A 25,492-nucleotide genomic window follows, 5' to 3' on the forward strand; every position below is an offset into this window, starting at 1 on the left:
CCCCAATGCGGCCGACCGGCAAAGCCAAGCGTCCGAGGCCGTTCCGACGCTTTGCTTCGCACCCCGCGCCCCGAGTGCCCCATCCGCCTCCCGGCATGCACGCCGCATCGGCTGAATCACCCGATCAGCGGCACGTCAGCGGCCGAGGGCCTTCTTGAGTTCCTGCTTGTTCATGGACGAGCGGCCGTCGATGTTCTTCTTCCTGGCCTCCGCGTACAGCTGGTCCTTGGTGGGCCCCTGCGCGCCGCTGTGCGAGCGCTCCCCGCCTCGCTCGTACGCCGACTTCTTGTCCTGCGTGGAGGTCTTGCTGGCCGTCTTCGACTCGCCCGAACGGGCCCGTTCCTTGTTCACCGTCCGGGAGGCGATCTCCTTGGCGCGCTTGGTCGAGCCTCCGCGCTCCTCGACGCTGTCCTTGATGTGCTCGTACTGGCGTTCACGCTTCTTGCTCGATCCGGCAGGCATCTGCTGTCCCTTCCTCGTCGGTGGGTCGATCTCATGATTCGTGGTGGTCGTACGGGCCGCACGTCGGCCGCTCGTCGGCCCGGCTGTTCGCCCGTTGCGGGACCACCGTGTACTTCGGGTCCTCGGCCGAGGCGATACCGGCCGCGAAGATGCCGAAGCGCGTGCAGGCCGATCCGGCGAGCATCGCCAGACCGCCGGCCACTGCTGCCGGGCGGCTGCGCCCGCCGAGCGCCGCGGCCCCGGCGGCACCGGCCGCGGTCAGCCACCGCGCGCAGCGCATCAGTTGTCCGGCACGGCCCTGCCGGTAGGTCTCGGCGACCATGCCGAGCCGTTCCTCGGCCGCCCGCAGGGCCACGGCCTCGGCCGTGGCCGCCAGGACCGCGGCGCACCGGGCCGGGGCCGACTCGCGCGAGGGCCCTGTCACCAGGGCCATGCCCGAGGCGGCGGCCGTGGCGGACGCGGTGAAGACATAGGGCAGTTCGCGGTGGGCGCCGTGCCAGGCGGGCACCGCGGTGTCGGCCGCGAGGACGGCGGTGTAGGACGCCACGGCCGGGCCGAACACGGCAGCGGCGCCGGTGGCCACCGCGCCGATGCGGGGCAGGCGGCCGGTGGCGGCGCAGACGGCCGCCGCTCCTGCGGCAGGACCGTAAGCGGCGAGGAGCCAGGACCCGACGCTCATGGGTGACGTCGGTTTGAGGACCCGCAGCATGTTCGGGAAGCGGCTCGGCACCCCGAGATCGTGGATGAGTGCCGCCGCGGCCAGCGACACGGCGCCCAGCGACGACACCTTCATGGCGGTGGCCGTGTGCGCACGCCCCGTCAGCTGGGCGCCGGCCGCCAGCACGGAGCCCGCGCCCGCCAGACCGCCCAGGAAGAAGTATCCGGCGATGTCGGTGGCGGACCAGGACGGCGCCTTGATGATCGGCCTGCCGTAGTACGACGCGAACTCGGCCTCCGGCACCATGAGTTGTTCGCCCCGGCGTCCACGGCGTCCACGGCGCCCTCGTCCCCCGCTCACCGCGCCGCCCTCCGTCGCGCAAGGGCGGGCAGGGCGAAGGACAGGGCGAATCCGCCGAGCAGGGATACGGCGGCCGCCCCCGCGTGCTTCCACATGGCGGGCAGGTCACGGGTGGTCACCACGGGGTCGGGTGGCAGCCCGTACACCTCGGGTTTGTCCAGGAGCAGGAAGAACGCGCCGTCACCGCCGACGCCGCCCGCCGGGTCGTCCCCGTACAGGTGGGCGCCGCTGACGCCCGCCTCGTGCAGTTGGTCGACGCGCAGAGCGGCCCGCTCCCGCAGCTCGTCCAGCGGCCCGAACTGGATGGATTCGGTGGGGCAGGCCTTGGCACAGGCAGGCTCCTGTCCGGCGCCGAGCCGGTCGTAGCACATGGTGCACTTGAACGCCCGGCCGTCCGAGGGTCGCTGTTCGATGACGCCGTAGGGGCAGGCGGGCACGCAGTAGCCGCAGCCGTTGCAGATGTCCTCCTGCACCACGACCGTGCCGAACTCCGTGCGGAAGAGCGAGCCGGTCGGGCAGACGTCCAGGCAGGCCGCGTGCGTGCAGTGTTTGCACACGTCGGACGACATCAGCCAGCGGGTGCTCTCCCCCGCTTCCGGCGGGGTGGCAGGCGTCGTGCCCTCCGCGAGGGGGAGTTGGGTGCGCCCCTGCGGCTCGGGCACCGTCTGCCCGGGTTCTGTCCGCGCGGGCACCGTCTGCTCGATGAAGGCCACATGCCGCCAGGTGGAGGCGCCGAGCCCCTGGGTGTTGTCGTAGCTCATCCCGGTGAGGGAGAGCCCGTCCTCCGGGATCGCGTTCCACTCCTTGCACGCCACCTCGCAGGCCTTGCAGCCGATGCATACGGAGGTGTCGGTGAAGAAGCCGACCCGCGGGGGCGGTTCCGGGTGTCCGGCGTCACGGGCAGGGTCGGGCTCGACCCCGCTCAGCAGATGGCGTTCCGTCATTTCCCGGCCTCCGTGCCCGTGGTCTCGGTGATGCCCGCACGTCGGCGGTACTCGGCGACCAGCTCGGGCAGGTCGGGTCCGCGGGGGCGCCGGCCGGGCCGGATGTCCGCGGTCAGGGCCTTGTCCTCCTGGATGTGGGCGTTGGGGTCGAGGGCGATGGCCACCAGCTCGTTGGCCGCGTCGCCGGTGGCCACGCCGTTGGGGCCCCAGTGGAAGGGCAGGCCGATCTGATGGACCGTGCGCCCGTGCACGGTCAGGGGCTTGATCCGTGCGGTGACCATGACCCTGGCCTCGACGGCGTTGCGGGCCGTGATGATGGTGGCCCAGCCGGTGTGCTCCAGGCCGCACTCCGCGGCGAGCTGCGGCGAGACCTCGCAGAAGAACTCCGGTTGCAGTTCGGAGAGGTAGGGCGACCAGCGGCTCATGCCGCCCGCCGTGAAGTGCTCGGTGAGGCGGTGGGTGGTGACGATGTACGGATAGACGTCGCTGCCGGGTTCGTCGCCGCTCGGGTGGTAGCGGTTGCCCTCGCGCGGCATCAGCTGCCGGGTGGGAGAGCGCGGGGTGGAGGGATAGAGGGCGTTGGGGAAGGGCGAGTCCTGGGGTTCGTAGTGCGTGGGCAGCGGACCGTCCTCCAGACCGGCGGGCGCGTACAGCCACCCCTTGCCGTCGGCCTGCATGATGAAGGGGTCGTCGCCGCGCAGCGCGTCGGGCCCGGTCGCGCCCTCGGGCGGCACGTAGTCAGGGGCGCGGTCCGGTACGAAGTCCGGCACGTCGCGCCCGGTCCACTTGCCGTCGGTCCCGTCCCACCAGACGTAGGCCTTGCGCTCGCTCCACGGGGTGCCGTCGGGGGCGGCCGAGGCCCGGTTGTAGAGGATGCGGCGGTTGGCGGGCCACGCCCACGCCCACTCGGCGGCCACCCAGTCCTGCTCCTTGCCGGGTTTGCGGCGGGCGGCCTGGTTGACGCCGTCCGCGTACACCCCGCAGTAGATCCAGCAGCCGCACCGCGTCGTACCGTCGTCCTTCAGCTCGGTGTACCCCGACAGCGGGGACCCGTCGGCGGCATGGCCGTTGATCTCGGCGAGGACCGCGGCGGCCACCGGCTCCCGCAGCGGCCCCTCCTCCGGGTAGTCCCAGGTCAGGTCGTGCACGGGCTGGTCCATCGGGTCGCTGGACGCGGCCAGCTTCTCCTTGATGCGGCGGCCCAGGTGGTAGGTGAACCACAGGTCGCTGCGCGCGTCCCCGCGGGGTTCCACGGCCGCGTGATGCCACTGCACCCACCGGTTGGTGTTGGTGAACGAACCGGACTTCTCCGTGTGCGCGGCGGCGGGGAAGAAGAACACCTCGGTGGCGATGTCCTCGGTGGCCATCTCCCCGGTCTCGATCTCGGGGCCGTCCTGCCACCAGGTGGCCGACTCGATCAGCGAGAAGTCCCGCACGACCAGCCATTCGAGGTTCGCCATGCCCATCCGCTGCAACCGGGTGTTCGCGGAGCCCACCGCCGGGTTCTCCCCCATCAGGAAGTAGCCCTTGCACACGCCGTCCAGCTGCGCCATGACCGTCTCGTACGTCGAGTGCGAGCCGGTGAGCCGCGGCAGGTGGTCGAAGCAGAAGTCGTTGTCGGCGGTGGCCGCGTCGCCGTAGTAAGCCTTGAGCAGGCTCACGAAGTAGGCGCGCATGTTCGCCCAGAAGCCCTTGTCCGTACGGCTGGCCTCGATGAACGCGTCCAGGGTCTCGTGCGCGTGGGCGTTCGGCATCGGCAGGTATCCGGGCAGCAGGTTGAACAGCGTGGGGATGTCGCTGGAGCCCTGGATGGAGGCGTGTCCGCGCAGTGCCTGGATGCCGCCGCCGGGCCGCCCGATGTTGCCCAGGAGCAGTTGCAGGACGCAGGCGGCGCGGATGTACTGCGAGCCGACCGAGTGCTGGGTCCAGCCGACCGCGTAGGCGAAGGCGCTGGTCCGCTCGGGGCCCGAGTTCGCGGTCAGCGCCTCGCACACCTCCAGGAACGTCGCACGCGGCACGCCGCAGCTCTCCTCGACCACTTCCGGCGTGTAGCGCGCGTAGTGCCGCTTGAGGACCTGGTAGACGCACCGCGGGTGGGTCAGGGTCTCGTCGCGGGGCGGCGCGCCCTCCGTGGGTGCGCCTCCGGAGCCGTGTGTCTCGGGTTCGCCGGTCTCGCGTACCCGCCGCTCGTACTGTTCGTCGACGTCACCGGCGGGCGCCTGCACGTCGACGCCCTCGTACTGCCAGCTCGTCTGGTCGTAGTGGTGCTTGTCCTGGTCCAGGCCGGAGAAGACGCCGTCGAGGTCCTCGGTGTCGCGGAAGTCCTCGCCGACGAGCGTGGCGGCGTTGGTGTAGGCGAGGACGTACTCCCTGAAGTCCTTCTCCTTGCTCAGGACGTGGTTGATGATCCCGCCGAGGAAGGCGATGTCGCTGCCGGCGCGGATCGGTACGTGCAGGTCGGCGAGGGCGCTGGTGCGGGTGTAGCGCGGATCGACGTGGATGATGCGTGCACCGCGTGCCTTGGCCTCCATCACCCACTGGAAGCCCACGGGGTGGGCCTCGGCGAAGTTGGACCCCTGGATGACGATGCAGTCCGCGTGCTGGAGGTCCTGCATGAAGGTGGTCGCGCCGCCGCGGCCGAACGAGGTGCCGAGACCTGCGACCGTGGAGCTGTGGCAGACGCGGGCCTGGTTCTCCACCTGGATCACGCCGAGCCCCGTGAGGAGCTTCTTGATGAGGTAGTTCTCCTCGTTGTCCAGGGTCGCGCCGCCGAGGCTGGCGATTCCCAGGGTCCGTGCGGTGCGCAGTCCGTCCTCGTTCTGCCACTCCCAGGTGTCGCGCCGCGTCTCGATCACCCGGTCCGCGACCATGTCCATGGCCGTGTCGAGGTCGAGCGGCTCCCAGTCCTCGGCATGGGGGCGCCGGTAGAGCACCTGGTGATGCCGGGCATCGCCGGTGGTGAGCTGCAGCGTCGCCGAGCCCTTGGGGCACAACCGGCCGCGGCTGACGGGCGAGTTCGGGTCGCCCTCGATCTGGACCACCGACTCGTCCTTGACGTAGATCTCCTGTCCGCAGCCGACCGCACAGTAGGGGCACACCGACGAGACGACCCGATCAGCCGAATCGGTACGGGGCCGAATGCGCGCCGTCTGCCCGGACATGGCGGCCCGTCCGCGGCCCAGCGGGTCTCCCTCGGTGAACTGCCGGTACGCGGGCCACCGGCTGATCCGCCTGCGTATGCCCATGGCATGTCCTTCCCTGCGTCCGCGGTGCCCGCACTCGGTGACGGACGCCTTCTCCAGGCTCGCCCGGGCGGGCTGCCGCAGCGAGCCGGGCGGCGTGGCGGTGCGGGCGCCAGGTACCCGGGAAGTACCAGGTGATGCATCGGCTCACGGGCGGGCGATCACCGCGCTCCGGATCTTCACGAAGGGCGCTCCTGCGAATCCGTTGAGCCGATGTCTGTTTCCCCTCCGAGTCGAGGGGCAGGCGTACTTCGTGCTTCGGACCGGAGGCGCATCCGCGGGGAGCGGTCTGTCTTCTCCCGCCGGATGCCCGGCTCCGGGTCATCCCGTTTCTCGCGGTCATTTGCCCGCCCACCGTTGAGGAGCGATTTCTGATGCTTACCGATGCCACCGCGCCCGCCGCCCGTCGCCGTACGGGCCGCCCCCACGACGACGCACCCGACACCAAGGCGGCCGCCGCCCATCTCGCCACGCTCGACGGCGGACCCGAGCACGACCTGCTGTGCGAGGAGATCGTGACGGCATGGCTGCCCATGGCGAACCGCCTTGCCGGCCGGTTTCGCAACAAGGGCGAGAACCTCGAAGACCTGCGACAGGTGGCCGCGATGGGCCTGATAAAGGCGGTCAACCGGTACGAGCCCGAACGCGGGGCCTTCGAGAGTTATGCCGTGCCCACCATCACCGGAGAACTGCGCAGGCACTTCCGCGACCGTATGTGGGACGTGCGGGTGCCCCGGCGCGTGCAGGAGCTGCGCAACAAGGTGCGTGTCGCGCGCCGCGATCTGATGGAGCAGCCGGGCCACGACGCCGAGCCGAGCATCGCGGACCTCGCCGAGCACACCGGTCTCACCGAGGCCGAGGTCCGTGACGGGTTGGAGGCCCTGACCAGCTACAGCGCCCTGTCGCTCGATGCCGAGGTCTCCGCGGACCCCGACGGGTTCAGCCTGGCGGACACCCTGGGCGCATCCGACCCCGCCTACGACTTCATCACCGACCGGGAGGCCGCCAAGGCCGGTCTGCGGCGGCTGCCGGAGCGTGAGCGCACCATCTTGTACCTGCGCTTCTTCGAGGACATGACGCAGAGCAAGATCGCCGAGGAGCTCGGCATCTCGCAGATGCACGTCTCACGTCTCATCACCACCAGCTGTGCCAGGGTCCGCGCGGAGGCCATCCGCGGTGACGAGAGCACGGAACGCGGCACCGAGCACGCCCGGGCGGCGTGACGGCAGGTCTCGCATGCGCCCTGTGCGCATGTGACTGATCGGCCCCTGGGGCACCAGGGCGGCCCCAGGGGCTCCGGTGTGCCGTGCCCGCGGCGAACCGGGCTGCGGGCACGGCTCCTTACCGCCGAGTAGTATCGCGAGGCAGAGCCAGTGCTGTGCTGGTGCTAGAGCTGGTGCTGGTGCTGATACCGGTGCTGGTACCGGCACCAGCACCGGCCCAGTGCCCGTGACCTGTGCCTTGTGCCGCCGCGCCGTGAGGAGACCCCGTGTCTGTCCGCCCACCTCGTCCACCGCTCGCTCCCGCCGCACCTCTCGGCGCCCGCCCCGGACGAGGAGCGCGGCGATGACACGCATCCAAGTCGGTTCCCTCGTGGAGGACTTCACGCTGCCGGACGAGACGGGTACGCCCACGGCCCTCTCCTCGCTCCTTGCCGAGGGCCCGGTGGTGGTGTTCTTCTACCCGGCGGCGATGACGCCCGGCTGCACCGCCGAGGCCTGCCACTTCCGGGACCTGGCGGCCGAGTTCGCGGCGGTGGGCGCCCGGCCGGTGGGCATCAGTTCGGACCCCGTCGAGCGCCAGCGCGAGTTCGCCGGGCGGCACACGCTCGGCTTCCCGCTCCTGTCCGACCCGGAGGGCGCGGTGCGCGGGCAGTTCGGTGTGGCACGCGGCTTCGGTCCCCTGCCGACCAAGCGGGCCACCTTCGTCATCGGAGCCGACCGGCGCGTCCTGGAAGTGGTGCGCAGCGAGTTCCGGATGAGCGCCCACGCGGACCGGGCCCTGGCGGCTCTGCGGTCGGCGGACCGCTGAAGGCTCGCCTGGAAGGCCCCGACACATCGTCCCGCGGTGCGCGTCTCGCCGCCCACGAGGCCGTCTCCGCGTCCCTGGCCCGGCACGGTGACGGGGCCCTGCTCGATCTCCTGGACGCTGCCTCCCCGATGGGTTCGGGCATCGGCGGGAAGGCGGCCCTGCTGGAGATCGACGGCGTCCCGGTCTTCGTGAAGCGGGTGCCCCTCACCGATCTGGAGCGGCGACCGGAGAACGCCGGGTCCACGGCGAACGTCTTCGGGCTGCCGGTCTTCTGCCAGTACGGCATCGGCGGTCCGGGATTCGGCGCCTGGAGGGAGCTCGCCGTACATACCCGTACGACGGACTGGGTGCTCTCGGGGGCCTGCGAGGGCTTCCCCTTGATGTACCACTGGCGAGTCCTGCCCGACTCCACGCCCCTGCCCGCGGAACTGGCCGACGTCGACCGGGCGGTGGCCTACTGGGGCGGCGGATCGCAGGTGCGCACCCGGATCGAGGCCCTTCGGCAGTCATCGGCCAGTGTCGCGCTGTTCCTCGAGTACATCCCGCAGAATCTGCACCAGTGGCTGGGCGAGCAGCTGACCGCCGGCGCGGATGCCGCCGAACGGGCCTGCACCATGGTGGAGAGGAACCTGGAAGCCGGCACCGCGTTCATGAACGCCCGCGGTCTCCTGCACTTCGACGCCCACTTCGAGAACATCCTCACCGACGGCCGCCGCCTCTACTTCGCCGACTACGGCCTCGCCATCTCCTCTCGCTTCCAACTGTCGCGGCAGGAAGCCGACTTCTTCGACCGGCACCGGACGTACGACCGTGTCTACGCGCTCACCTACCTGGTGAACTGGCTCGTCACGGCCCTGTACGGATACGGGAGAGACGACCGCGAGGCGCGGATCCGCGCCTACGCCCGGGGCGAACTCCCCACGGACATCCCGGCAGCGGCCGCGACTACAGTCCGCCCATCGGCTGACGACCGGTTCAGGGCTGGGGCGCGGACAGTGTCCAGGCGGTTTCGGCCGCCTGTGCGGTGAGGTGTGTGGGGAAGACCTGGCCCAGGCCGACGGCGTCGAAGATTCGGCTGATGCGGCGGGGTACCGCGGCCAGGGCGATGCCCGCCCGGGCGGACAGGGCGTGGTTGCGGGCGGCGAGCAGGCCGCTGATGCCGCTCGAGTCGCAGCACGCGAGGCCGGCGAGGTCGATGACGAGCTGCTGGCCCGGCCGCAGGGTCAGTTCGGGCAGGAGTTCGCGCAGCTGGTGGACGCTGTCGTAGTCGAGTTCGCCGACCAGTTCGACGACGGGTCCTGCTGCGGTGGTCCGGGTGCGGACGGCGAGCTGAGTCACTGCTGCTCTTCACTGGTGGGTCGGGGCACGCTGATGGCAAGGACGGCGGTGTCGTCGTCGACGCCGGTGCCGAAGGTGTCGAGCAGGTCGCGGATCGCGGCGACGGCGCCCGATGCGGTGGTGGGTGCCAGCGCCCGGGCGAAGCCGAGGAGGGCTTCGTCCCCGTAGCGGTCGTCGTCGCTGTTCGAGGCCGTATGGGCTTCGGTGAGGCCGTCGGTGTGGAGCACCAGGGTGTCACCTGCCGTGAGGCGGACGGTGGTGGTGGCGATGTGGGCGTCGGGCAGGACCCCGATGAGCTGTCCGCCGGAGGTGGGGAGGTATTCGGCGCTGCCGTCCGCGCGCATGAGCAGGGCCGGCGGGTGGCCGCCACTGGCCAGGGTGATGCGGAAGCCGCCCTGGGCGGTGTCGGGGGTGAGCAGGCCGAAGATGACGGTGCAGAACCGCGGGTCGTCGCCGTTGTACTCGTGGTTGAGGACCGTGTTGAGGTTGCTCAGGACGGCGGCCGGGTCGGGGTCGTAGACGGCGGCGGCCCGCAGCGTGTAGCGGGCCAGGGAGGTGACGGCCGCGGCGGCGGCGCCCTTGCCGCACACATCGCCCAGGAACAGGCCCCAGGTACCCGCGGTGAGGGGGAAGAGATCGTAGAAGTCGCCGCCGACCATGTCGGTGGAGGCGATGTGGTAGTGCGCGTCCACCGCCAGGCCGGGCACGCTCACCAGCGCAGGGGGCAGCAGGGTCTGCTGGAGAACGGCATTGAGCCGCTTGAGTTCCTCGCGTTCGCGCTCCGCTTCCTGCCGGGCGCGCAGCAGTTCGGTCTCGTAGGCGCGACGGTCCCCGGCGTCGAAGACGGTGGTGCGGATCAGGAGCGGCTGCCCGTCGCTGCCGTTCTTGACCGTGGAGGTCACCAGGACGGGCAGTCGGCCGCCGTCGGCCGCCTTCAGCTCCAGGGCGATCCCGCTGACCTCGCCCTGCATGCGCAGCAGGGGGCCGAAATGCGTCTCGTGGTAGAGCCGGCCGCCCACGGTCAGCAGATCGGCGAACGTCCTGCGGCCCACCAGGTCGTCGCGGGCGTAGCCGAGCCAGTCGAGGAGCGTCGCGTTGATCTTGGCGATGGTGCCGTCGAGGAGCGTGGAGAGGTAGCCGCACGGCGCGTGCTCGTACAGGTCCTCGACGCTGTCCTCGAGCAGTGCGGAGAACGCCGCCTGATCGTGTCCGGGCTGCTCTCCGGGGCCGGGATGTTCTCCGGGATCGGGATGTTCTCCGGAGCCGGGATGCTCGCCGCCCCCGCCGTCGCCGGTCTTGGACATCATCGCGCGGCTTCGACGAACTCGGTGATCGCGGCCGCCGTCTCTTCCGGCGCGGCGAGCTGGGGGCAGTGCCCGGTCGCGTTCAGGGTGACCAGGCGGCTGCCGGGGATCCGGGCGTGCACGAAGGCTCCGACCTCCAGGGGCGCGATTGCGTCACTGGAGCACTGCGCGACCAGAGTGGGCACGCTGACGCCGTCGAGGTCCTTGCGATTGTCGGACAGGAACGTGACACGGGCGAAGACACGCGCGATGTCCGGATCGGTGCGGCAGAAGCTGTTCGTCAGCTCCTCCCCCAGTTCCGGCCGGTCGGGATTGCCCATGATCACCGGAGCCATGGCGCCGGACCAGCCCAGGTAGTTCGCGTCAAGCGAGCCGAGCAGCTCTTCGATGTCCTCGGCGCTGAACCCGCCGCGGTAACCGGCGGCCGGATCGTCGACGAAGCGCGGCGACGGGGCGAGCAGCACCAGACCGGCGAAGGCCTCCGGCTGCCGGGCCGCGGCCAGGACGCCCATCATCGCGCTCACCGAGTGCCCCACGAACGTCACCGGTCCAAGACCCAGCTCACGGCAGATCTCCAGCACATCATCCGCGTAACCGTCCAGGGAGGAGTAGCGCTCCTCGCTCCACGCCGACAGATCCGAGCGCCCGGCGCCCACATGGTCGAACAGCGCCACGGTGAAGTCGCTCTCCAGGAGCGGGACCACCAGGCGCCACATGTTCTGGTCGCACCCGAACCCGTGCGCAAGGACCACCACCGGTCCCCCGGCCCGACCGGTCACCGTCACATGGTTCCTGCTGAACACACCCATGCGGCACATCCTCGCAGAATCCCTGACAGCCGCTTCTCCGGCAGAGCAGGCAGCAGGCAGGCAGCCGCAGCACCGACCGTGCCCGCCATATGAGCAGTCGCCGCGGGCAAAGGTCTGACACCATGTTCTCGACTGCACCCGCTGGCACGGCTCGGGCCGAGCACACACCGCGGACCTGTCCGACGTCACGGGCAGGGTCGCTCGCATGGAATATCGATCCGGGCCAGACCTGTATGTACCGCGTCCAGCAGGGTAGGGGAGCGCAGACAACGGGGATGAGGGTGGAAAAGAAATGGAGTCAGCGGGCATTGACGGCGAGGGGCCGTCCGGAGCTCACACCATGGGTGTCGCCGTCCCACTGGACGGCGGGGACTCCTCCATCGCCGAGGCACGTCACCTCGCGGTCGACTTCCTCACCCGGGCCCGAACGGACCAGAACGTCACCGTCTCCGCCCGCGCGATGGACCTCACTCAACTGGTGGTCAGCGAACTGGTCACCAACGCCTGCAAATACGCGCCGGGCCCGATGCTGATGGAGCTGTACATCGTGGACGCCACGGTGGCGGTGACCGTGCACGACAGTGCCACCGCCCGGCCCGTCGTCCGCTCCGAGGACCCGCTCAGGATCGGCGGGCACGGCCTGGAGATCGTCATGGCCGTCGCCCAGAATTTCGACGTCCACCCCGAACCTGCGGGCAAACGCATCACCGCCCACATCGCCCTGGCCGGCTGACCGGTCGCCGGTGCGCTCCGGTAGGCCGCAGGAGTGACACACGCGACGGCCGGGTACACGAGGCACCCCGTGGGAGCAGTGCGCACGCTACGTATCTCTACGAAGGCGCGCACCGCACTGCGCCCCCTGCCCCCTGCCGAGAAGGAGCCCCGTATGCCGGAGAAGGCAGCATCGACCGACGTCGTAGAGCTGATCCTCGACGATCACCGGCGGATGGAGGACCTGTTCCGCCAGATGCGCAGCGTGGAAGCCGAACGGGCACAGGCGCTCCGGGAGTTCGCCGACCTGCTCATCGCGCACGCGCTCGCGGAGGAGTCCGATGTCTACCCCTCGCTCAAGCGCTACCGGGACATCGACAACGACGAGGTCGAACACGGCGTCGAGGAGCACGAGGAGGGCAACAAGGCGCTGCTGGCCCTCCTGGAGGTGAAGGACGTCGGTTCCGACGACTGGGACGAGAAGCTGGAGAAGCTCGTCGAGGCGGTGGCCCACCACACCGATGAGGAGGAGCGGACCATCCTCAACGGGGCACGCGAGAACGTGGCCATGGAACGCCGCGAGGAACTGGGCGCCGCCTTCACCCGCGAGCGGGCCAAGCAGCTCAAGGCCGGCTGCGGGAGCATCGACAACATCCGCCGCATCGTGCAGGCCTGACGTTCTTTCATTCGCGTGGCGGCCAAGGGCGGCGGCCCGAACGGTTAAAGACATGCCATGGAAGATTCTGCGGCCGAGCACTGCGTACGTGTCCTCGGCGCCAGCGAGCACAATCTGCGCAACGTGGACGTGGACATTCCGCGGAACGCGATGGTCGCCTTCACCGGCATCTCCGGTTCGGGCAAGTCCTCGCTCGCCTTCGGCACGCTCTACGCCGAGGCCCAGCGCCGCTACTTCGAGTCCGTCGCGCCCTACGCCCGTCGCCTGCTGCAGCAGGTCGGTGCTCCGCACGTCCAGGAGATCACCGGACTGCCACCCGCCGTGGCCCTGCAGCAGCGCCGCGGGGCGCCCAGTTCACGCTCGACGGTCGGCACCCTCACCACCCTGTCCAACCTGCTGCGCATCCTCTACTCGCGTGCCGGGACCTACCCGCCGGGCGCCGAACGCCTGGAGGCCGAGGCATTCTCGCCCAACACGTCGGCCGGCGCCTGCCCGCGCTGCCACGGCCTGGGCGCCACGCTGGACGTCACCGAGCAGCTGCTCGTCCCGGACCCGTCGCTGAGCATCCGTGACGGTGCGATCGCGGCCTGGCCCGGGGCCTGGCAGGGCGCCAATCTGCGCAGCATCGTGAGCGCTCTGGGCATCGACATCGACAGACCGTGGCGCAGGCTCAGGAAGAAGGACAGGGAGTGGCTGCTCTACACGGACGAGCAGCCCTCCGTTCTCATCGAGCCGGAACCGGGCCGTATCGACTACGGCTACTACGGCAAGTTCTGGAGCGCCCGGGCGCACGTCATGCACGTCCTGGCCGACTCCAAGAGCCAGCGGATGCGCGATCGCGCGCTGCGGTTCGTACGCAGTGTGCCCTGCCCCGCGTGCGAGGGCAGCGGCCTGCGGCCCGAAGCCCTCGCGGTCACCTTCGCGGGCCGCTCCATCGCCGAGGTCAACGCACTCCCGCTGACCAAGGTCGCGGCACTGCTGCGGCCCGTGGCGGAACTGCCGGACGCCTCGGCCGCCACGTCGAGCGCCCGGTACGGGGAGAGCACCGAGGCGGCGGTACGGATCTGCGCCGACGTGGTCGCACGCGTCGAGGTGCTGCTCGGCCTCGGCCTGGGCTACCTCAGCCTCGGGCGCGGCTCGACGACGCTCTCGCCCGGCGAGGCGCAGCGCCTGCGGATCGCCACCCAGCTGCGCTCCGGGCTTTTCGGCGTGGTCTACGTGCTCGACGAGCCGTCCGCCGGCCTGCACCCCGCCGACGCGGAGCCGCTGCTCGACGTCCTTGACCGGCTGAAGGCCGCGGGCAACTCGCTGTTCGTCGTGGAGCACGACATGGACGTCGTACGCCGGGCGGACTGGGTCGTCGACATCGGACCCGGCGCCGGTGAGGCGGGCGGGCGGGTGTTGTACAGCGGCCCGGTCCCGGGGCTCGAAGCGGTCGAGGAGTCGGCCACCGGTGACTATCTGTTCGGACGTGCCCGGCCCGACGCCCGTCGCCCCCGCGAGCCGCAGGGCTGGCTGCACCTGAGCGGCGTCCGGCGCCACAATCTGCGCGACGTGTCGGTCGACGTCCCGCTTCGCGTGCTGACGGCGGTGACCGGCGTATCGGGATCCGGGAAGTCGACGCTGGTCACACAAGTGCTCGCCGAGGTTGTGCGCGGCCATCTCGGCCTTGCGCCCGACCCCGAAGAGGCCGACGGGCCCGAGGACCCGGACGAGGCGGAACTCGAGATCGACGTGCGGGACGCGGCCGGGGTCGAGTCCTTCGACCGGCTCGTACGGGTCGACCAACGGCCCATCGGCCGCACGCCCCGCTCCAACCTCGCCACGTACACCGGGATGTTCGACGCCGTACGCAAGCTGTACGCGGCGACGGACGAGGCGAGGGCGCGCGGCTACGCGCCCGGCCGTTTCTCCTTCAACGTGCCCGACGGGCGGTGCGAGACGTGCCAGGGCGAGGGGTTCGTCGCGGTCGAGTTGCTGTTCCTGCCCGGCACCTACGCGCCGTGCCCGACGTGCCGGGGCGCGCGGTACAACGCCGAGACACTCGAAGTGACGTACCGCGGCAAGACCGTCGCGGAGGTTCTCGCGATGTCCGTCGACGAGGCCGCCGCGTTCCTCGCGGAGGTCCCCGCCGCTTCCCGGAGCCTCGAAACGCTCCGGGAGGTGGGACTCGGATACCTGCGCCTGGGCCAGCCCGCGACAGAACTCAGCGGCGGTGAGGCCCAGCGCATCAAGCTCGCCACCGAACTGCAGCGGGCCCGGCGCGGTCACGCGCTCTACCTGCTCGACGAGCCGACGGCGGGCCTGCATCCCGCGGACATCGCCCTGCTGCTCCGACAGCTGCACCGGCTCGTGGACGCCGACAACACGGTCGTCCTGGTCGAGCACGACCTCGACACGATCGCCACCGCCGACTGGGTCATCGACCTCGGCCCCGGTGGCGGCGACGCGGGCGGCCGGGTGGTCGCCACCGGCACACCCGCGAAGGTCGCCAGGTCGAAGCGCAGTGCCACCGCGCGCTATCTGGCGCCGCGCCTCGCGCGGTCGTGAACGGCACCGGCGACTCAGCGTGCGAGGGAGACGGCGAACGGCCGGAAGCCGCTGCGGCGCAGCACGTGCGGGACCAGCAGGACTAGTGCTTCGGTGGCGCGGGCGGTGGTGATGTCGCCGAGATCCTCGATCCAGCCGGGGTGCCAGCCCAGGTCGCCCAGCAGGCCGGCGGCGACGGACTTGGCGGGCGCGTCGTTGCCGGACAGGTAGGCGGTGGGCGGAGTGGACAGGGAGGCGGGAGCGGTCATGACCGGGAAGAGCATGGTGTTGAGCGTCTTGACGACCCGGGTCGCGGGCAGGGCCTCCTGGAGCTGCTCGGCGAGGCTGCTGCCGGGGTAGCAGAGGTCCGCGGGGAACCCGTCGGGGCTGTGCCGGGTGGCGTTGGAGACATCGATGAGGATCTTCCCGGTCAGCTCGGTGTCCAGGGCGGACAGCCGTGCCAGGGCGGTGTCGCCCGGGGTCGCGTTGATCACGATGTCGGTGGTGGCGGCGGTGACGCGCTGGTCGGCGAGGCGGATCTGCTCGGCGGGACTGCCCGTGCGGGCCTCTGCGGATGCCTGCTCGCGTGGCTGCCGGTGCCCGAGGGTGACGTCGTGGCCGGCTGCGGCGAGCGCGCGGGCGAGGTTGCTGCCGACGCGGCCGGTGCCGAGGATGCCGATGCTGGTCGTACCGATGCTGGTCATGCTGACGTGCTCCTTGGGGGGGTGGTGACGGGTGATCAGGCGATCGGGGACAGGACCGAGACGGCCGCGGCGTGGATGCCCGGGGCGGTGGCCAGGAAGTCGGGGCTGGCCAGGCTCCACGGGTCGCCGTTGATGTCGGTGACGGTGCCTCCGGCCTCGGCGACCAGCAGGGCGCCGGCCACCAGCCCCGAACGCACGTCGGAGAACTGCCAGAAGGCGTCCATGCAGCCCGCGGCGACGTGGATCAGCTGCAGGGTGGCGGGCACGGAGACACGTACGACGAGACCGTTGATCAGCATCTGCGTGACGGACGAGCCGATCCGGCGGAACGTGTGCTCGTCCTCGCCGGGCCGCGCCTGGCCGGTGCCGGTCAGGGCCGCGCCCAGATCGGTCTTGGCCGACACGCGCAGCGGGGCGCCGTTCAGGTGGGCGCCGCGTCCGGCCACCGCGGTGTAGTCGTCGCCGGTCAGCGGAAGGTGGACGACGGTGAGGACCGGCTCGTTGTCGCGTACGAGGGTGGCGGTCACGGCCCAGTCCGGCATGCCGTGGACGTGGTTGATGTTGCCCTCGGCCGGGTCGACGATCCACCACTCCCCCGGCGGCAGCGAGCCGCCGTCGAGTTCGTCCTCGGCCCAGCCGGCGCCCGGACGGGCCGCCAGGAGCGGCGCCTTCAGGATGTCGAGCACGGCGTCGTCGTTGGCGTGGATCTCCGCGACGATCTCCTCGCCACTGGTACCGCGGGCCTGCGGGGTGTAGCGCTCGCGCAGCAGGTCACCGGCCGCGCGGACGGCGGTGGTCACCTGGTCGAGCAGGGCGACTGCGGAGTCAGTGGAGGCAGCGGAGGCGGTGGAGTAAGTGGTGTCAGCGGACATGGAGCACTCCCGGAGGTCTCAGCGAGATGGTGGGCGGCGGCGAGAGTGATGCGCCGTCAGTTGGTGGGGGCGGCGTGCGGTGCGTCGCCGTCCGTGTCTCGAAGGTAGGCAGCCCGCGGATTAACAGCAAGTGCATGCTTGTAACCTCTAGGATTACTCTCATGCAACTGGATCTGAATCTGCTCACCGCCCTGGACGCACTCCTGGAGGAAGGCAGCGTGGCGGGCGCGGCGGCCCGTCTGCACGTCACGTCCCCGGCGATGAGCCGGACCCTGGGACGGATCCGCCAGGCCACCGGCGATCAGATCCTGGTGCGCACCGGCCGGACGATGGCCCCCACGCCCTACGCCCTGGAGGTCCGCGCGCAGGTCCACGACCTGGTCCACCAGGCCCACCAACTCCTCAGTCGCGAGCGCGAGTTGGACCTGTCGACCCTGGACCGGACCTTCACCGTCCGCCTGCACGACGCGCTGGCCTCGGCATGCGGCCCCACCCTGCTCGCCGCGGTCCACCAGCAGGCTCCGGGCGTACGGTTGCGCCTGGTCGCGGAGTCGAATTCCGACACCCCGGAGCTACGGCGCGGCGAGGTCGACCTCGAATCGAGCTCCGCCGAGCCTTCGGCCCCCGACATCCGCCACCAGCTCGTCGGCGAGGACCACCTCGTCGCGGCGGTCCGCCCCGGCCACCCTCTGACCGAAGGGCCCCTCACCCCCGAGCGCTACGCCGCGGCCGGGCACATCACCGTCTCCCGCCGCGGACGCCTGCGCGACCCGGTCGACGACGCCCTGGCCGCGCTCGGACTCGAACGCCGGGTCATCGCCGCGACGCCGAGCGCGGCAGCGGCCCTCCCGCTCGTTCTCGACACCGACCTCGTCGTCACCGTCCCGGCAGCCGTCACCGCCTCCGCCCTGCACGGCCTCGGTCTGCGGACACTGCCCCTGCCGCTCACGATGCCGCCGATCCCCTTGCACCTGGTCTGGCACCAGCGCCACGACAACGACCGCGCCCACGCCTGGCTGCGCGACCGGGCCGGCTCAGCCCTGCGGGCCGTACTCGACGGCAGCGGGATCAGCTGAAAGTGCCCCGTCCCGCGATGAGTTCCGGCCGGGGCACCAGTCCTTTCTGGTGACCGTCACAGGGCGGCGCGGCACGGCGCTGCCCTGCACGAGACACCACGGAGGACACCATGACGAGCACTCCGGACGACCCTGCCACCGAGCTGCCCGGCCGCCCGCCCATCGTCGACCCGGCCACCTGGCAGGCCGCCCGCGACGAACTCCTGGTCCGCGAGAAGGCCCACACCCGCGAGGGCGACGCGCTCGCCGCGGCCCGCCGCCGGCTGCCGATGGTGGAGATCGACGGAACGGTCGAGGTCGTCGGGCCGGACGGCCCAGTCCCGTTCCTGGACCTGTTCCAAGGCCGCGACGAGCTCGTGGTCTACCAGCACATGTGGTACGACGGCGCACCGCACCAGGGCCAGTGCGAGGGCTGCACCACCACGGCCTGGCACCTGCAGGACGCGTCCTACCTCAACGCCCGCGGCGTCTCCTTCGCCGTCCTGACCGCGGGCCGGTGGGACGAGGTGGCCGCCTACATCGAGTTCATGGGCTACACCCAGCCCTGGTACTCGGTGCGCGACGCGGCCGCGCCGGTCGGCGGCGACATGGGACACATCGCGTGCTTCCTGCGCGACGGCGACCGGGTGTTCCTCACCTACTCCACGACGGGCCGCGGCAACGAGCCGGTCAACGGGTCCCTCGCCCTGCTCGACAGGACGCCCTACGGCCGCGGCGAGGCGTGGGAGGACAACCCCGAGGGCCGGCCCAAGGGACAGGACGCGTGCTGGAGTTGGCGCACGGACGCGGACGGAAACGCCACCTGGGGCCCGACCGGCCGCCCCGTACCACAGTGGACCCGCCCCGGCGCAACACCCGTGCGAACCCTCGGCCGCCGGGGCCCCCACCACTGACCCACCCGCCCTGAGGCTTCGGCTCCGCGGCGAAGGTGGCCTGACGCCCGTCGCTTCCGGCAGGTCGCGCTTTCTCGAACTGCCGGAAGTGTCTGGCATCGTGCCCTCAGGAACGCACGCGGGCAGCGATTCCCCCGACGAAGGTGTCCACGGAGAAGTCGAACAGCGCGTCCGGAGTGCTGGGCTCCAGGTCGCTGACGCGGCTCAGGCGCGGCAGATCTGGCTCCGCCGCCGACTGCAGCCAGGGCGGCGGCAGTTGGTGGAGGTCGGCGGGGTCCAGGTGGCTGTGCGGTCGGTCGTACAGGGCGTCCTGGAACTCCACGAACCCCACGACGAGCCGGATCGCCTCCATGCAGGCGTGATAGGCGTCCGCCAGCGGCAGTCCGATGTCCTCGAAGAACCCGATCATCGTGTCCACGTTCCGCAGCATCGCCGGATGCCGCGCCATGGTGACGTTCTCGCTCATGGCCAGCGTCGTCATGCCGGGATGGCGCCGGTAGTGCGCGCGCAGGTCCCGGCAGAAGCCGCGCAGGCTCTCCCGCCACCGGTCCGGGCCCGCGTCCAGCCCCGGCGGACGCCAGTCGGCCTCGAACAACTCGGCGGCGAGGGTGATCAGGTCGCGCCGGTCCTCGACGTAGTTGTAGAGCGCGCGGGGCGAGACGCCCAGGTCGAGGGCGAGTGAACGCATCGTCAGCTCGGCCGGCCCCCGTCGCCCCAGGAAGTCAAGTGCCGCCCGCCCGACCGAATCGCGGGTGAGCGTGGCGCGGCCTTTGCGGTGGGTCGGCCGCCGCCGGGCCGGAGTGTCGCTGCTCATCGCCATGAAGGCTAGCAAGCGCCGAGCAGCCGGGATCAACCGACATCACTGAACTTCACACATGTTGACTTTAAGCGTTCCAGACGACAGGGTTCCCTGGGTAAGGCTCACCTAACTCCCCCTGGAGTCCGCCCGTGCGCCCGCCCCGTCTCGCCATGGACCTCACCCCGCTCCGCGACAGCCGCGACTTCCGCTTGCTCTTCGCGGGCTTCCTTGCCGCCCTGTTCGGCACACTCATGACCAGCGTGGCGGTGGCCGTGCAGGTCTACGACCTCACCGGCTCCGCGAGCCACATCGGCCTGGTCAGCCTCGCCCGTGCGTTACCGATGGTGGCCGGCGTACTGGCGGGCGGCGTACTGGCGGACCGGTACGACCGGCGGCTGCTGATGCTGGCAACCCGCCTCCCCCTCCCGCTCGTCGCTGCCTCACTGGCCCTCAACGCCCTGCTGCCGCAGCCGCATCTGTGGCTCATCTACCTCGCCACCGGCCTGACCGGACTTCTGGCGGGCCTCGGCGGCCCCGCCCTGCTGGCGGCCATACCGGCCCTCGTCGGCACCGAACGCCTGGCCTCCGCGGGCGCGTTGACCTCCGCCGCCGCCCAACTGTCGGCCCTGCTGGGCCCGGCCGTCGGCGGCCTGCTCGTCGCGGGTCCGGGACTCGCCGCCTGCTACGCGGTCGACGCGATCGGCCTGCTGGTCTTCTCCGCGGCCCTGGTCTTCGTACGGCCGCTGCCGCCAGCCGTCTCACACCGCGCCAAGGGCGTCCGTCAGGCGTTCGCCGCGGTCACCGACGGGGTGCGCTACATCCGGGGCCACCGGCTCATCGTCGGCCTGCTCCTCATCGACGCCGCGGCCATGGTCTTCACCATGCCTCAGGCGCTCTACCCCGTCCTGGCGGACCAGCAGTTCGACGGCGGCCCCGGCGTGGTGGGTCTGCTCTACGCCGCCCCCGCGCTCGGCGCCCTCATCGGCGCGGCCACCAGCGGCTGGACGGGCCGCGCGGGCGGTCATGCCCTGATCGGCGCCGTCCTGCTGTGGGGCTTGTCCCTGACCGGCTTCGGCGCGACGTCACTGCTGCCGCTCGCCCTGGCACTGCTCGCCCTGGCCGGCCTGGGCGACCTGATCTCCGAAACCCTGCGCTCGGCCCTCCTCCAGCACGGCACTCCGGACGAACTGCGCGGCCGGGTCAGCAGCCTGTGGATGGTCCAGGCGACCGTCTCACCCGCCCTGGGCAACGCGGCGGTCGGCTTCCTGGCCGAACTCACCAGCGCCCGTACGGCAGTGATCACCGGCGGCCTCGTCTGCGTCGCCGCCACCCTCGCGGTCGCCACCGCGTTCCCGGCCCTGCGCCGCGCCCGCCTGCCCGCACCACCGAGTCCTGCTTCTCCCCCGCGTGCAAACGCACGAGCCCACGAGCGATGAGTCCCGCCGCGCTCACCGGTCTGTACTGATGACACGCCGGCCACCGCACCCGAGGAGAGCACCATGACCGCCACCTACACGTTCGACGTCTTCTCCAGCCTCGACGGCTTCGGCGCCGCCGGCGGCAAGTGGACCGGCTACTGGGGCAAGCAGGGGCCCGAGCTCCTCGACCACCGCCTCGCCCAGTACGACGAGGAGCAGCGGATGGTCTTCGGGGCCAACACCTATCGGGCGTTCGCGCAGATGCTGGCTTCCAGCACCAAGGCGTCCGAAGTGCGTGATCCGTGGGTGACACGGATGAGGAGCCTGCCCGCGACGGTGGTGTCGACCACCCTGGAGGACCCCATCGACTGGCCGAACGGGAGCGTCGCCAAGGGCGATGCCGTCGAGGTCGTCGCCCGGCTCAAGGAGGAGTCAGAGGTGCCGTTGCGCTCGCACGGCAGTCTGTCGATGAACCGGGCGCTGATGGCCGCCGGTCTGGTCGACCGCGTACAGGTGACGCTCTTCCCCGTGATCACCGGTGAGACCGGGCTCGACCCGATCTTCCGGGGTGCGGCCGACTTCGACCTCGAACTGATCGAGCAGAGGACCCTGGACGGCCACATCCAGGAGCTGATCTACCGGCCTGCCCTGCACGCCTGAGCCGCCGCGCCTCAGCTGCTCAGCGGCCTCCTCGGCCGGCCGGTGCCCGCACATGGTGGCGTCCGATCGGCAGCATCAGCGGCTTGCCCGACACGGGGTCCTCGACGATCCGGCTGTCCAGGCCGAATACGGTGCGGACACAATCCTCCGTCAGTACGTCCGCGGGGGCGCCCGTGGCATGCGGCCGGCCGGCTGCGAGGGCGATGAGGTGGTCGGAGTAACGGGCGGCGAGGTTGAGGTCGTGCAGCACCATCACGATGGTGGTGCCACGGCTGCGGTTCAGGTCGGTCAGCAGGTCGAGGACCTCGATCTGGTGGCTGGCGTCGAGGAACGTGGTGGGCTCGTCGAGCAGGAGCAGATCGGTCTGCTGAGCCAGCGCCATCGCGATCCACACGCGCTGGCGCTGGCCCCCGGACAGCTCGTCCACCGCGCGGTCCATCAGCGGCGTCGTCTGCGTGGCCTCCAGCGCGGCGGCCACGGCGGCGTCGTCCTTGGCGCTCCAGCGGGACAGAACGCCCTGGTGCGGATGCCGGCCGCGGCCGACCAGGTCTCCGACGCTGATGCCCTCGGGGGCCACCGGCGACTGGGGCAACAGACCCAGAGTGCGGGCGAGTTCCTTCGCGGGCAGCCGGTGCACCTCTTTTCCGTCCAGTACGACACGGCCCGCGCGGGGCGCCAGCAGCCGCGACAGGGAACGCAGCAGCGTCGACTTGCCGCAGGCGTTGGCGCCCACGATCCCGGTGATCTGTCCGGGCGGCACCGTCAGGTCGAGGGAGTCGATCACGGTGCGGTCGCCGTAGCCGAGGGTGAGGCCTTCGGCGGTGAGGACGTGGTCCGTGGTCAAAGCGAGCCTCCGGCCCTGTTGGTGCGGACGATCAGATAGATGAGGTAGGGCGCACCGAGGACGCCGGTGACGATGCCGACCGGATACCGGGTGCCGAGGGCGTACTGGCCCGCGTAGTCGGCGACGAGCACGAGCAGGGCGCCGACGAGCCCGGCGGGTACCAGCAACGAGCCGCCGCGGCCCACGAGTCGGGCGGCGAGAGGGCCGGAGAGAAACGCCACGAACGCGATCGGCCCGGACGCCGCCGTGGCGAAGGCGATCAGACCCACCGCAGCGATGATCACCGTGATCCGGACCCGCTCGACGCGGACCCCCAACGCGGCGGCGGTGTCATCGCCCAGTTGCATCGCGGACAGGTCCCGCGACCGGGAGAGCAACACCGGGCCGAGGACGGCCAGCGCGACAAGCACGGGCACGGTCTGCTCCCACGCCGCGCCGTTGAGGCTGCCGGTCAGCCAGCGCGAAGCCTCCTGGAGGTCCCACTCCGCGGCCTGCGAGAGCACGTACGAAGTGATGCTGTCGAGCATCGCGGAGATGCCGATGCCGATCAGGATCAGCCGGGTTCCGACGACGCCGTCCCGGAAGGCCAGGGTGTACACGAGCAGCGCCACGGCCAGGCCGGCGAGGATCGCCAGGACCGACACCTGCGTCGCGCCGAGCGACAGGGTGACGATCGCGATGGCCGCCGCGGCACTCGCACCGGAGCTGATGCCGATGATGTCGGGGCTGGCCAGCGGATTGCGCAGCATCGTCTGGAAGGTGACACCGGCCAGGCCGAAGCAGAATCCGGCCGCCACGGCGAGCACCGCGCGGGGCAGCCGCAGCCGTCCCACGGTGAACGAGGCGCCCGGCACCTGCTCGCCCATGATCACCCGGACCACCTCACCGGGCCGGTAGAACGTCTCCCCTGCCATCAGGGTGACGGCGAAGGCCGCCACGACGAGCACGGACAGGACCGCGATGACGATGCGGCGCCGGGACGCGCGGCGAACGCGCGCGCGGGACACCTCCCCGGCCGACGTGCTGCCCCGCAGCGGGTCGGTAACGGTCACACTCACAGGGCACGCACCTTCTGCCGCCGTACGATCCAGATGAAGAACGGGCCGCCGATCAGCGCCGTCAGGATGCCCACGTCGATCTCCGCGGGACGCGCGACGATCCGCCCGAGGACGTCGGCGCCCGTGAGCAGGACCGCACCGAGCAGCGCCGAGAACGGCAGCAGCCAGCGGTGGTCGACGCCGATGAGCAGGCGGCAGGTGTGCGGGACGACCAGGCCGACGAAGCCGATCGGCCCGGCGACGGCCGTGGCCGCACCGCACAGGACGACGGCTCCGAGGGCAGCCGTGCCCCGGGCCAGGGCGACCCGCTCCCCCAGGCCGGCCGCGACCTCGTCGCCCAGGGCGAGCGAGTTCAGCGAGCGCGCCGAAAGGAGGCAGATGAGGAAGCCGACCACGAGGAACGGCAGTACCTGCCCGACGCGTTCGAAGGTCGCTCCGCCGACACCGCCGATCTGCCACAGCCGGAAGCTGCCGTTCACGTCGTTGCGCGGCAGCACGACGGCGCTGACAAGGGACGCGAACGCCGCCGTCGTGGCGGCACCGGCGAGCGCCAGCTTGAGCGGGGTCGCGCCGCCACGCCCCAACGAGCCGACCGTGTAGACGAACACCGCCGAGACCGCGGCACCGGCCATCGCGACCCAGATGTACCCGGTCGGAGAGGCGAGGCCGAAGAACGCGACTGCGGTGACGACGGCGAGCGAGGCGCCCATGTTGACCCCGAGGATGCCCGGGTCGGCCAGCGGATTGCGGGTGACGCCCTGCATGACGCCGCCGGCGAGGCCGAGCGCCGCGCCGATCAGCACGGCGAGGACCGTACGGGGTATGCGCTTGGCGGCGGCGGCCCGTGCGAGGGACTCGTCCGCGCCGCCGAGCGCCGCCCAGATGTCGGACCAGCCCACGGCGCGTGAGCCAAAGGCGACGGAGGCCACCATGACCGCGGCGAGGGCCGCCGTCACCAGCACGAGCCACATGAAGCGGGCCTGTGCCGGGTGCCGCCGCGACACGGCGGCACCCTTCACCCGGCGGGTGTCGACCGCCGTCACGGGACCTTGTCCGCGGCCTTGGCCAGGGCTGCGACGTAGTCGTCCAGGACGTAACTGATCGACAAGGGAGTGGGGTTGGCCGCGGTCGCCAGCGGTGTGCTGCCGGGCAGCATGTACGCCGAACCGCGCTTGAGCGCCGGCATCTTGGACAGCACCGGGTCCTTGCGCAGCTGCTCGAGCAGCTCGCCCTTCTCGTCGCCGTACCCGACGACGATGTCGACGTCGTTGAACGTGTCGATCCGCTCGGCGCTCTGCGTCAGGACGAACTTGTCCGTGCCCTTGGACAACTTGCCGATGCTCGCGGGCGTCGTCAGACCGAGGTCCTCGAAGAACTGCGTCCGCGTGTCGTGCGTGGTGTAGAAGCCGACCTTGCTGACGTTCTTGGGGTCGACGTGCGTCATGAACATCGCCGACTTCCCCTTCAGCTGCGGGTACTTGGCGACGGACTCGCGGATGTCGCTCTCGATGCCCTTGACCAGCTTCTCGCCCTGCGGGGCGAGGCCGATGGCCTTGCTGTTCTGCCGGATGATCTCGCGCCAGGGGGTCGCCCACGGAGCGTCCGGGTAGGCGACCACCGGGGCTATCTCGCTGAGCGTCGCGTAGTCCTTCTTCGTCAGACCGGAGTACGACGCGAGGATCACATCGGGGCGGGTGTCGGCCACGGCCTCGAAGTCGATGCCGTCGGTCTCGTCGAACAGCACAGGAGTGTCGGCCTTCAACTCCTTGAGCCGCTTCTCCGTCCAGGGCAGCACCCCGTCACCGTCGTCGTCACCGAAGTTGGCCTTGGCCATGCCGACCGGGACGACGCCGAGCGCCAGCGGCACTTCGTCGTTGGCCCAGTTCACCGTGGCCACGCGCTTGGGCTTCTCCGGGATGGTCGACGTCCCCAGGGCGTGCTTGATCGTCATGGGGAAGGCTCCGGACTGGCCCCCCTTGTCGCTGTTGCCGCCGTTGTCGGTATCGGCCGTGCCGCAGGCGGAGAGCCCCAGGAGGCTCACCGCCGCAGCGAGCAGACGAAGGCGTTGCGAACGCATCAGTCCGTACTCCGCTTCGGAATGTCA

At 71.1% G+C, this 25,492-nt stretch carries 24 protein-coding genes; 10 read left to right on the plus strand and 14 right to left on the minus strand.

All coding sequences use genetic code 11. The features are described 5' to 3' along the window. Nucleotides 1-135 precede the first annotated feature (135 nt). The 4 genes from ACWFR3_RS40505 to fdh are packed head-to-tail and all read right to left on the minus strand — an operon-like array spanning nt 136 to nt 5,669. Entirely contained in the window at nt 136-462 is a 327-nt protein-coding gene (locus tag ACWFR3_RS40505) for a plasmid stabilization protein (protein WP_453739716.1), read from the minus strand. Between the two features lie 31 nt (nt 463-493). Then, on the minus strand, nt 494-1,426 hold the full coding sequence (gene nrfD / locus ACWFR3_RS40510) for an NrfD/PsrC family molybdoenzyme membrane anchor subunit (RefSeq protein ID WP_453739717.1): 933 nt from the start codon (nt 1,424-1,426) through the stop codon (nt 494-496). A gap of 50 nt (nt 1,427-1,476) precedes the next feature. Continuing rightward, entirely contained in the window at nt 1,477-2,424 is a 948-nt protein-coding gene (locus ACWFR3_RS40515; protein WP_453739718.1) for a 4Fe-4S dicluster domain-containing protein, read from the minus strand. Then, nucleotides 2,421-5,669, minus strand: coding sequence for a formate dehydrogenase (fdh, locus tag ACWFR3_RS40520; protein ID WP_453739719.1), 3,249 nt, complete (start codon nt 5,667-5,669; stop codon nt 2,421-2,423). The genes ACWFR3_RS40515 and fdh overlap by 4 nt, the downstream gene beginning before the upstream one ends. Before the next feature lie 371 nt (nt 5,670-6,040). Between fdh and ACWFR3_RS40525 the strand changes: the two genes are divergently transcribed. The 3 genes from ACWFR3_RS40525 (at nt 6,041) to ACWFR3_RS40535 (ending at nt 8,725) form a co-directional block, all read left to right on the plus strand. Then, nucleotides 6,041-6,889 carry a SigB/SigF/SigG family RNA polymerase sigma factor gene (locus tag ACWFR3_RS40525; RefSeq protein WP_453739720.1) on the plus strand — a complete coding sequence of 283 codons (849 nt, stop codon included), beginning with the start codon at nt 6,041-6,043 and terminating at the stop codon, nt 6,887-6,889. Between the two features lie 343 nt (nt 6,890-7,232). Beyond that, nucleotides 7,233-7,697, plus strand: a complete 465-nt coding sequence (locus tag ACWFR3_RS40530; RefSeq protein ID WP_453739721.1) for a peroxiredoxin — start codon at nt 7,233-7,235, stop codon at nt 7,695-7,697. Between the two features lie 128 nt (nt 7,698-7,825). Further along, nucleotides 7,826-8,725 (plus strand): protein kinase family protein, encoded by a 900-nt coding sequence (locus ACWFR3_RS40535; RefSeq protein ID WP_453739722.1) that lies wholly within the window; start codon nt 7,826-7,828, stop codon nt 8,723-8,725. Here the strand turns inward: ACWFR3_RS40535 and ACWFR3_RS40540 are convergent. Genes ACWFR3_RS40540 through ACWFR3_RS40550 form a run of 3 tightly spaced genes read right to left on the minus strand, consistent with a single transcriptional unit; the run spans nt 8,673 to nt 11,148 of the window. Beyond that, nucleotides 8,673-9,035, minus strand: a complete 363-nt coding sequence (locus ACWFR3_RS40540) for an STAS domain-containing protein (RefSeq protein ID WP_453739723.1) — start codon at nt 9,033-9,035, stop codon at nt 8,673-8,675. The genes ACWFR3_RS40535 and ACWFR3_RS40540 overlap by 53 nt on opposite strands. Then, on the minus strand, nt 9,032-10,342 hold the full coding sequence (locus tag ACWFR3_RS40545) for a SpoIIE family protein phosphatase (RefSeq protein ID WP_453739724.1): 1,311 nt from the start codon (nt 10,340-10,342) through the stop codon (nt 9,032-9,034). The genes ACWFR3_RS40540 and ACWFR3_RS40545 overlap by 4 nt, the downstream gene beginning before the upstream one ends. After that, a complete protein-coding gene (locus ACWFR3_RS40550; protein ID WP_453739725.1) occupies nt 10,339-11,148 on the minus strand; it encodes an alpha/beta fold hydrolase in 810 nt (269 codons plus the stop codon). The genes ACWFR3_RS40545 and ACWFR3_RS40550 overlap by 4 nt, the downstream gene beginning before the upstream one ends. Nucleotides 11,149-11,488: 340 nt before the next feature. Between ACWFR3_RS40550 and ACWFR3_RS40555 the strand changes: the two genes are divergently transcribed. From ACWFR3_RS40555 to uvrA, 3 genes are all read left to right on the plus strand, one after another. Further along, the gene (locus tag ACWFR3_RS40555) at nt 11,489-11,881 is read left to right on the plus strand and encodes an ATP-binding protein (protein ID WP_453739726.1); all 393 of its coding nucleotides are present in this window, start codon (nt 11,489-11,491) and stop codon (nt 11,879-11,881) included. 153 nt (nt 11,882-12,034) lie between these two features. Continuing rightward, complete coding sequence (locus ACWFR3_RS40560; protein WP_453739727.1) at nt 12,035-12,535, plus strand: hemerythrin domain-containing protein; 501 nt, start codon at nt 12,035-12,037, stop codon at nt 12,533-12,535. Nucleotides 12,536-12,592: 57 nt separating this feature from the next. Then, nucleotides 12,593-15,085 carry an excinuclease ABC subunit UvrA gene (uvrA, locus tag ACWFR3_RS40565; protein WP_453739728.1) on the plus strand — a complete coding sequence of 831 codons (2,493 nt, stop codon included), beginning with the start codon at nt 12,593-12,595 and terminating at the stop codon, nt 15,083-15,085. 14 nt (nt 15,086-15,099) lie between these two features. Here uvrA and ACWFR3_RS40570 read toward each other — a convergent pair whose 3' ends face one another. Both ACWFR3_RS40570 and ACWFR3_RS40575 read right to left on the minus strand, forming a co-directional pair. Further along, complete coding sequence (locus ACWFR3_RS40570; RefSeq protein ID WP_453739744.1) at nt 15,100-15,804, minus strand: NADPH-dependent F420 reductase; 705 nt, start codon at nt 15,802-15,804, stop codon at nt 15,100-15,102. Continuing rightward, nucleotides 15,804-16,640 (minus strand): inositol monophosphatase family protein, encoded by an 837-nt coding sequence (locus tag ACWFR3_RS40575; RefSeq protein ID WP_453739729.1) that lies wholly within the window; start codon nt 16,638-16,640, stop codon nt 15,804-15,806. The genes ACWFR3_RS40570 and ACWFR3_RS40575 overlap by 1 nt, the downstream gene beginning before the upstream one ends. Nucleotides 16,641-16,801: 161 nt before the next feature. Here ACWFR3_RS40575 and ACWFR3_RS40580 point away from each other — a divergent pair, with 161 nt between their 5' ends. Together ACWFR3_RS40580 and ACWFR3_RS40585 are read left to right on the plus strand one after the other, a co-directional pair. After that, complete coding sequence (locus tag ACWFR3_RS40580) at nt 16,802-17,716, plus strand: LysR family transcriptional regulator (protein ID WP_453739730.1); 915 nt, start codon at nt 16,802-16,804, stop codon at nt 17,714-17,716. 110 nt (nt 17,717-17,826) lie between these two features. Beyond that, entirely contained in the window at nt 17,827-18,609 is a 783-nt protein-coding gene (locus ACWFR3_RS40585; RefSeq protein WP_453739731.1) for a DUF899 domain-containing protein, read from the plus strand. Nucleotides 18,610-18,715: 106 nt separating this feature from the next. Here the strand turns inward: ACWFR3_RS40585 and ACWFR3_RS40590 are convergent, their stop codons facing one another. Then, nucleotides 18,716-19,423 (minus strand): TetR/AcrR family transcriptional regulator, encoded by a 708-nt coding sequence (locus ACWFR3_RS40590; RefSeq protein ID WP_453739732.1) that lies wholly within the window; start codon nt 19,421-19,423, stop codon nt 18,716-18,718. Between the two features lie 134 nt (nt 19,424-19,557). Between ACWFR3_RS40590 and ACWFR3_RS40595 the strand changes: the two genes are divergently transcribed. Together ACWFR3_RS40595 and ACWFR3_RS40600 are read left to right on the plus strand one after the other, a co-directional pair. Continuing rightward, nucleotides 19,558-20,844, plus strand: a complete 1,287-nt coding sequence (locus ACWFR3_RS40595) for an MFS transporter (protein ID WP_453739733.1) — start codon at nt 19,558-19,560, stop codon at nt 20,842-20,844. Between the two features lie 63 nt (nt 20,845-20,907). Next, a complete protein-coding gene (locus tag ACWFR3_RS40600) occupies nt 20,908-21,486 on the plus strand; it encodes a dihydrofolate reductase family protein (protein ID WP_453739734.1) in 579 nt (192 codons plus the stop codon). A gap of 19 nt (nt 21,487-21,505) precedes the next feature. On the opposite strand, the gene ACWFR3_RS40605 is transcribed toward ACWFR3_RS40600, so the two are convergent. Genes ACWFR3_RS40605 through ACWFR3_RS40620 form a run of 4 tightly spaced genes read right to left on the minus strand, consistent with a single transcriptional unit; the run spans nt 21,506 to nt 25,465 of the window. After that, nucleotides 21,506-22,330 carry an ABC transporter ATP-binding protein gene (locus tag ACWFR3_RS40605; protein WP_453739735.1) on the minus strand — a complete coding sequence of 275 codons (825 nt, stop codon included), beginning with the start codon at nt 22,328-22,330 and terminating at the stop codon, nt 21,506-21,508. Then, nucleotides 22,327-23,382: a FecCD family ABC transporter permease gene (locus ACWFR3_RS40610; protein ID WP_453739745.1), complete on the minus strand. Its 1,056-nt coding sequence runs from the start codon at nt 23,380-23,382 to the stop codon at nt 22,327-22,329. Before ACWFR3_RS40610 ends, ACWFR3_RS40605 begins: the two co-directional genes overlap by 4 nt. Nucleotides 23,383-23,384: 2 nt before the next feature. Further along, nucleotides 23,385-24,431, minus strand: coding sequence for a FecCD family ABC transporter permease (locus ACWFR3_RS40615; RefSeq protein WP_453739736.1), 1,047 nt, complete (start codon nt 24,429-24,431; stop codon nt 23,385-23,387). Next, a complete protein-coding gene (locus tag ACWFR3_RS40620; protein WP_453739737.1) occupies nt 24,428-25,465 on the minus strand; it encodes an iron-siderophore ABC transporter substrate-binding protein in 1,038 nt (345 codons plus the stop codon). The genes ACWFR3_RS40615 and ACWFR3_RS40620 overlap by 4 nt, the downstream gene beginning before the upstream one ends. Nucleotides 25,466-25,492: the final 27 nt, after the last annotated feature.

The organism is Streptomyces sp. NPDC055189, assembly GCF_053606765.1.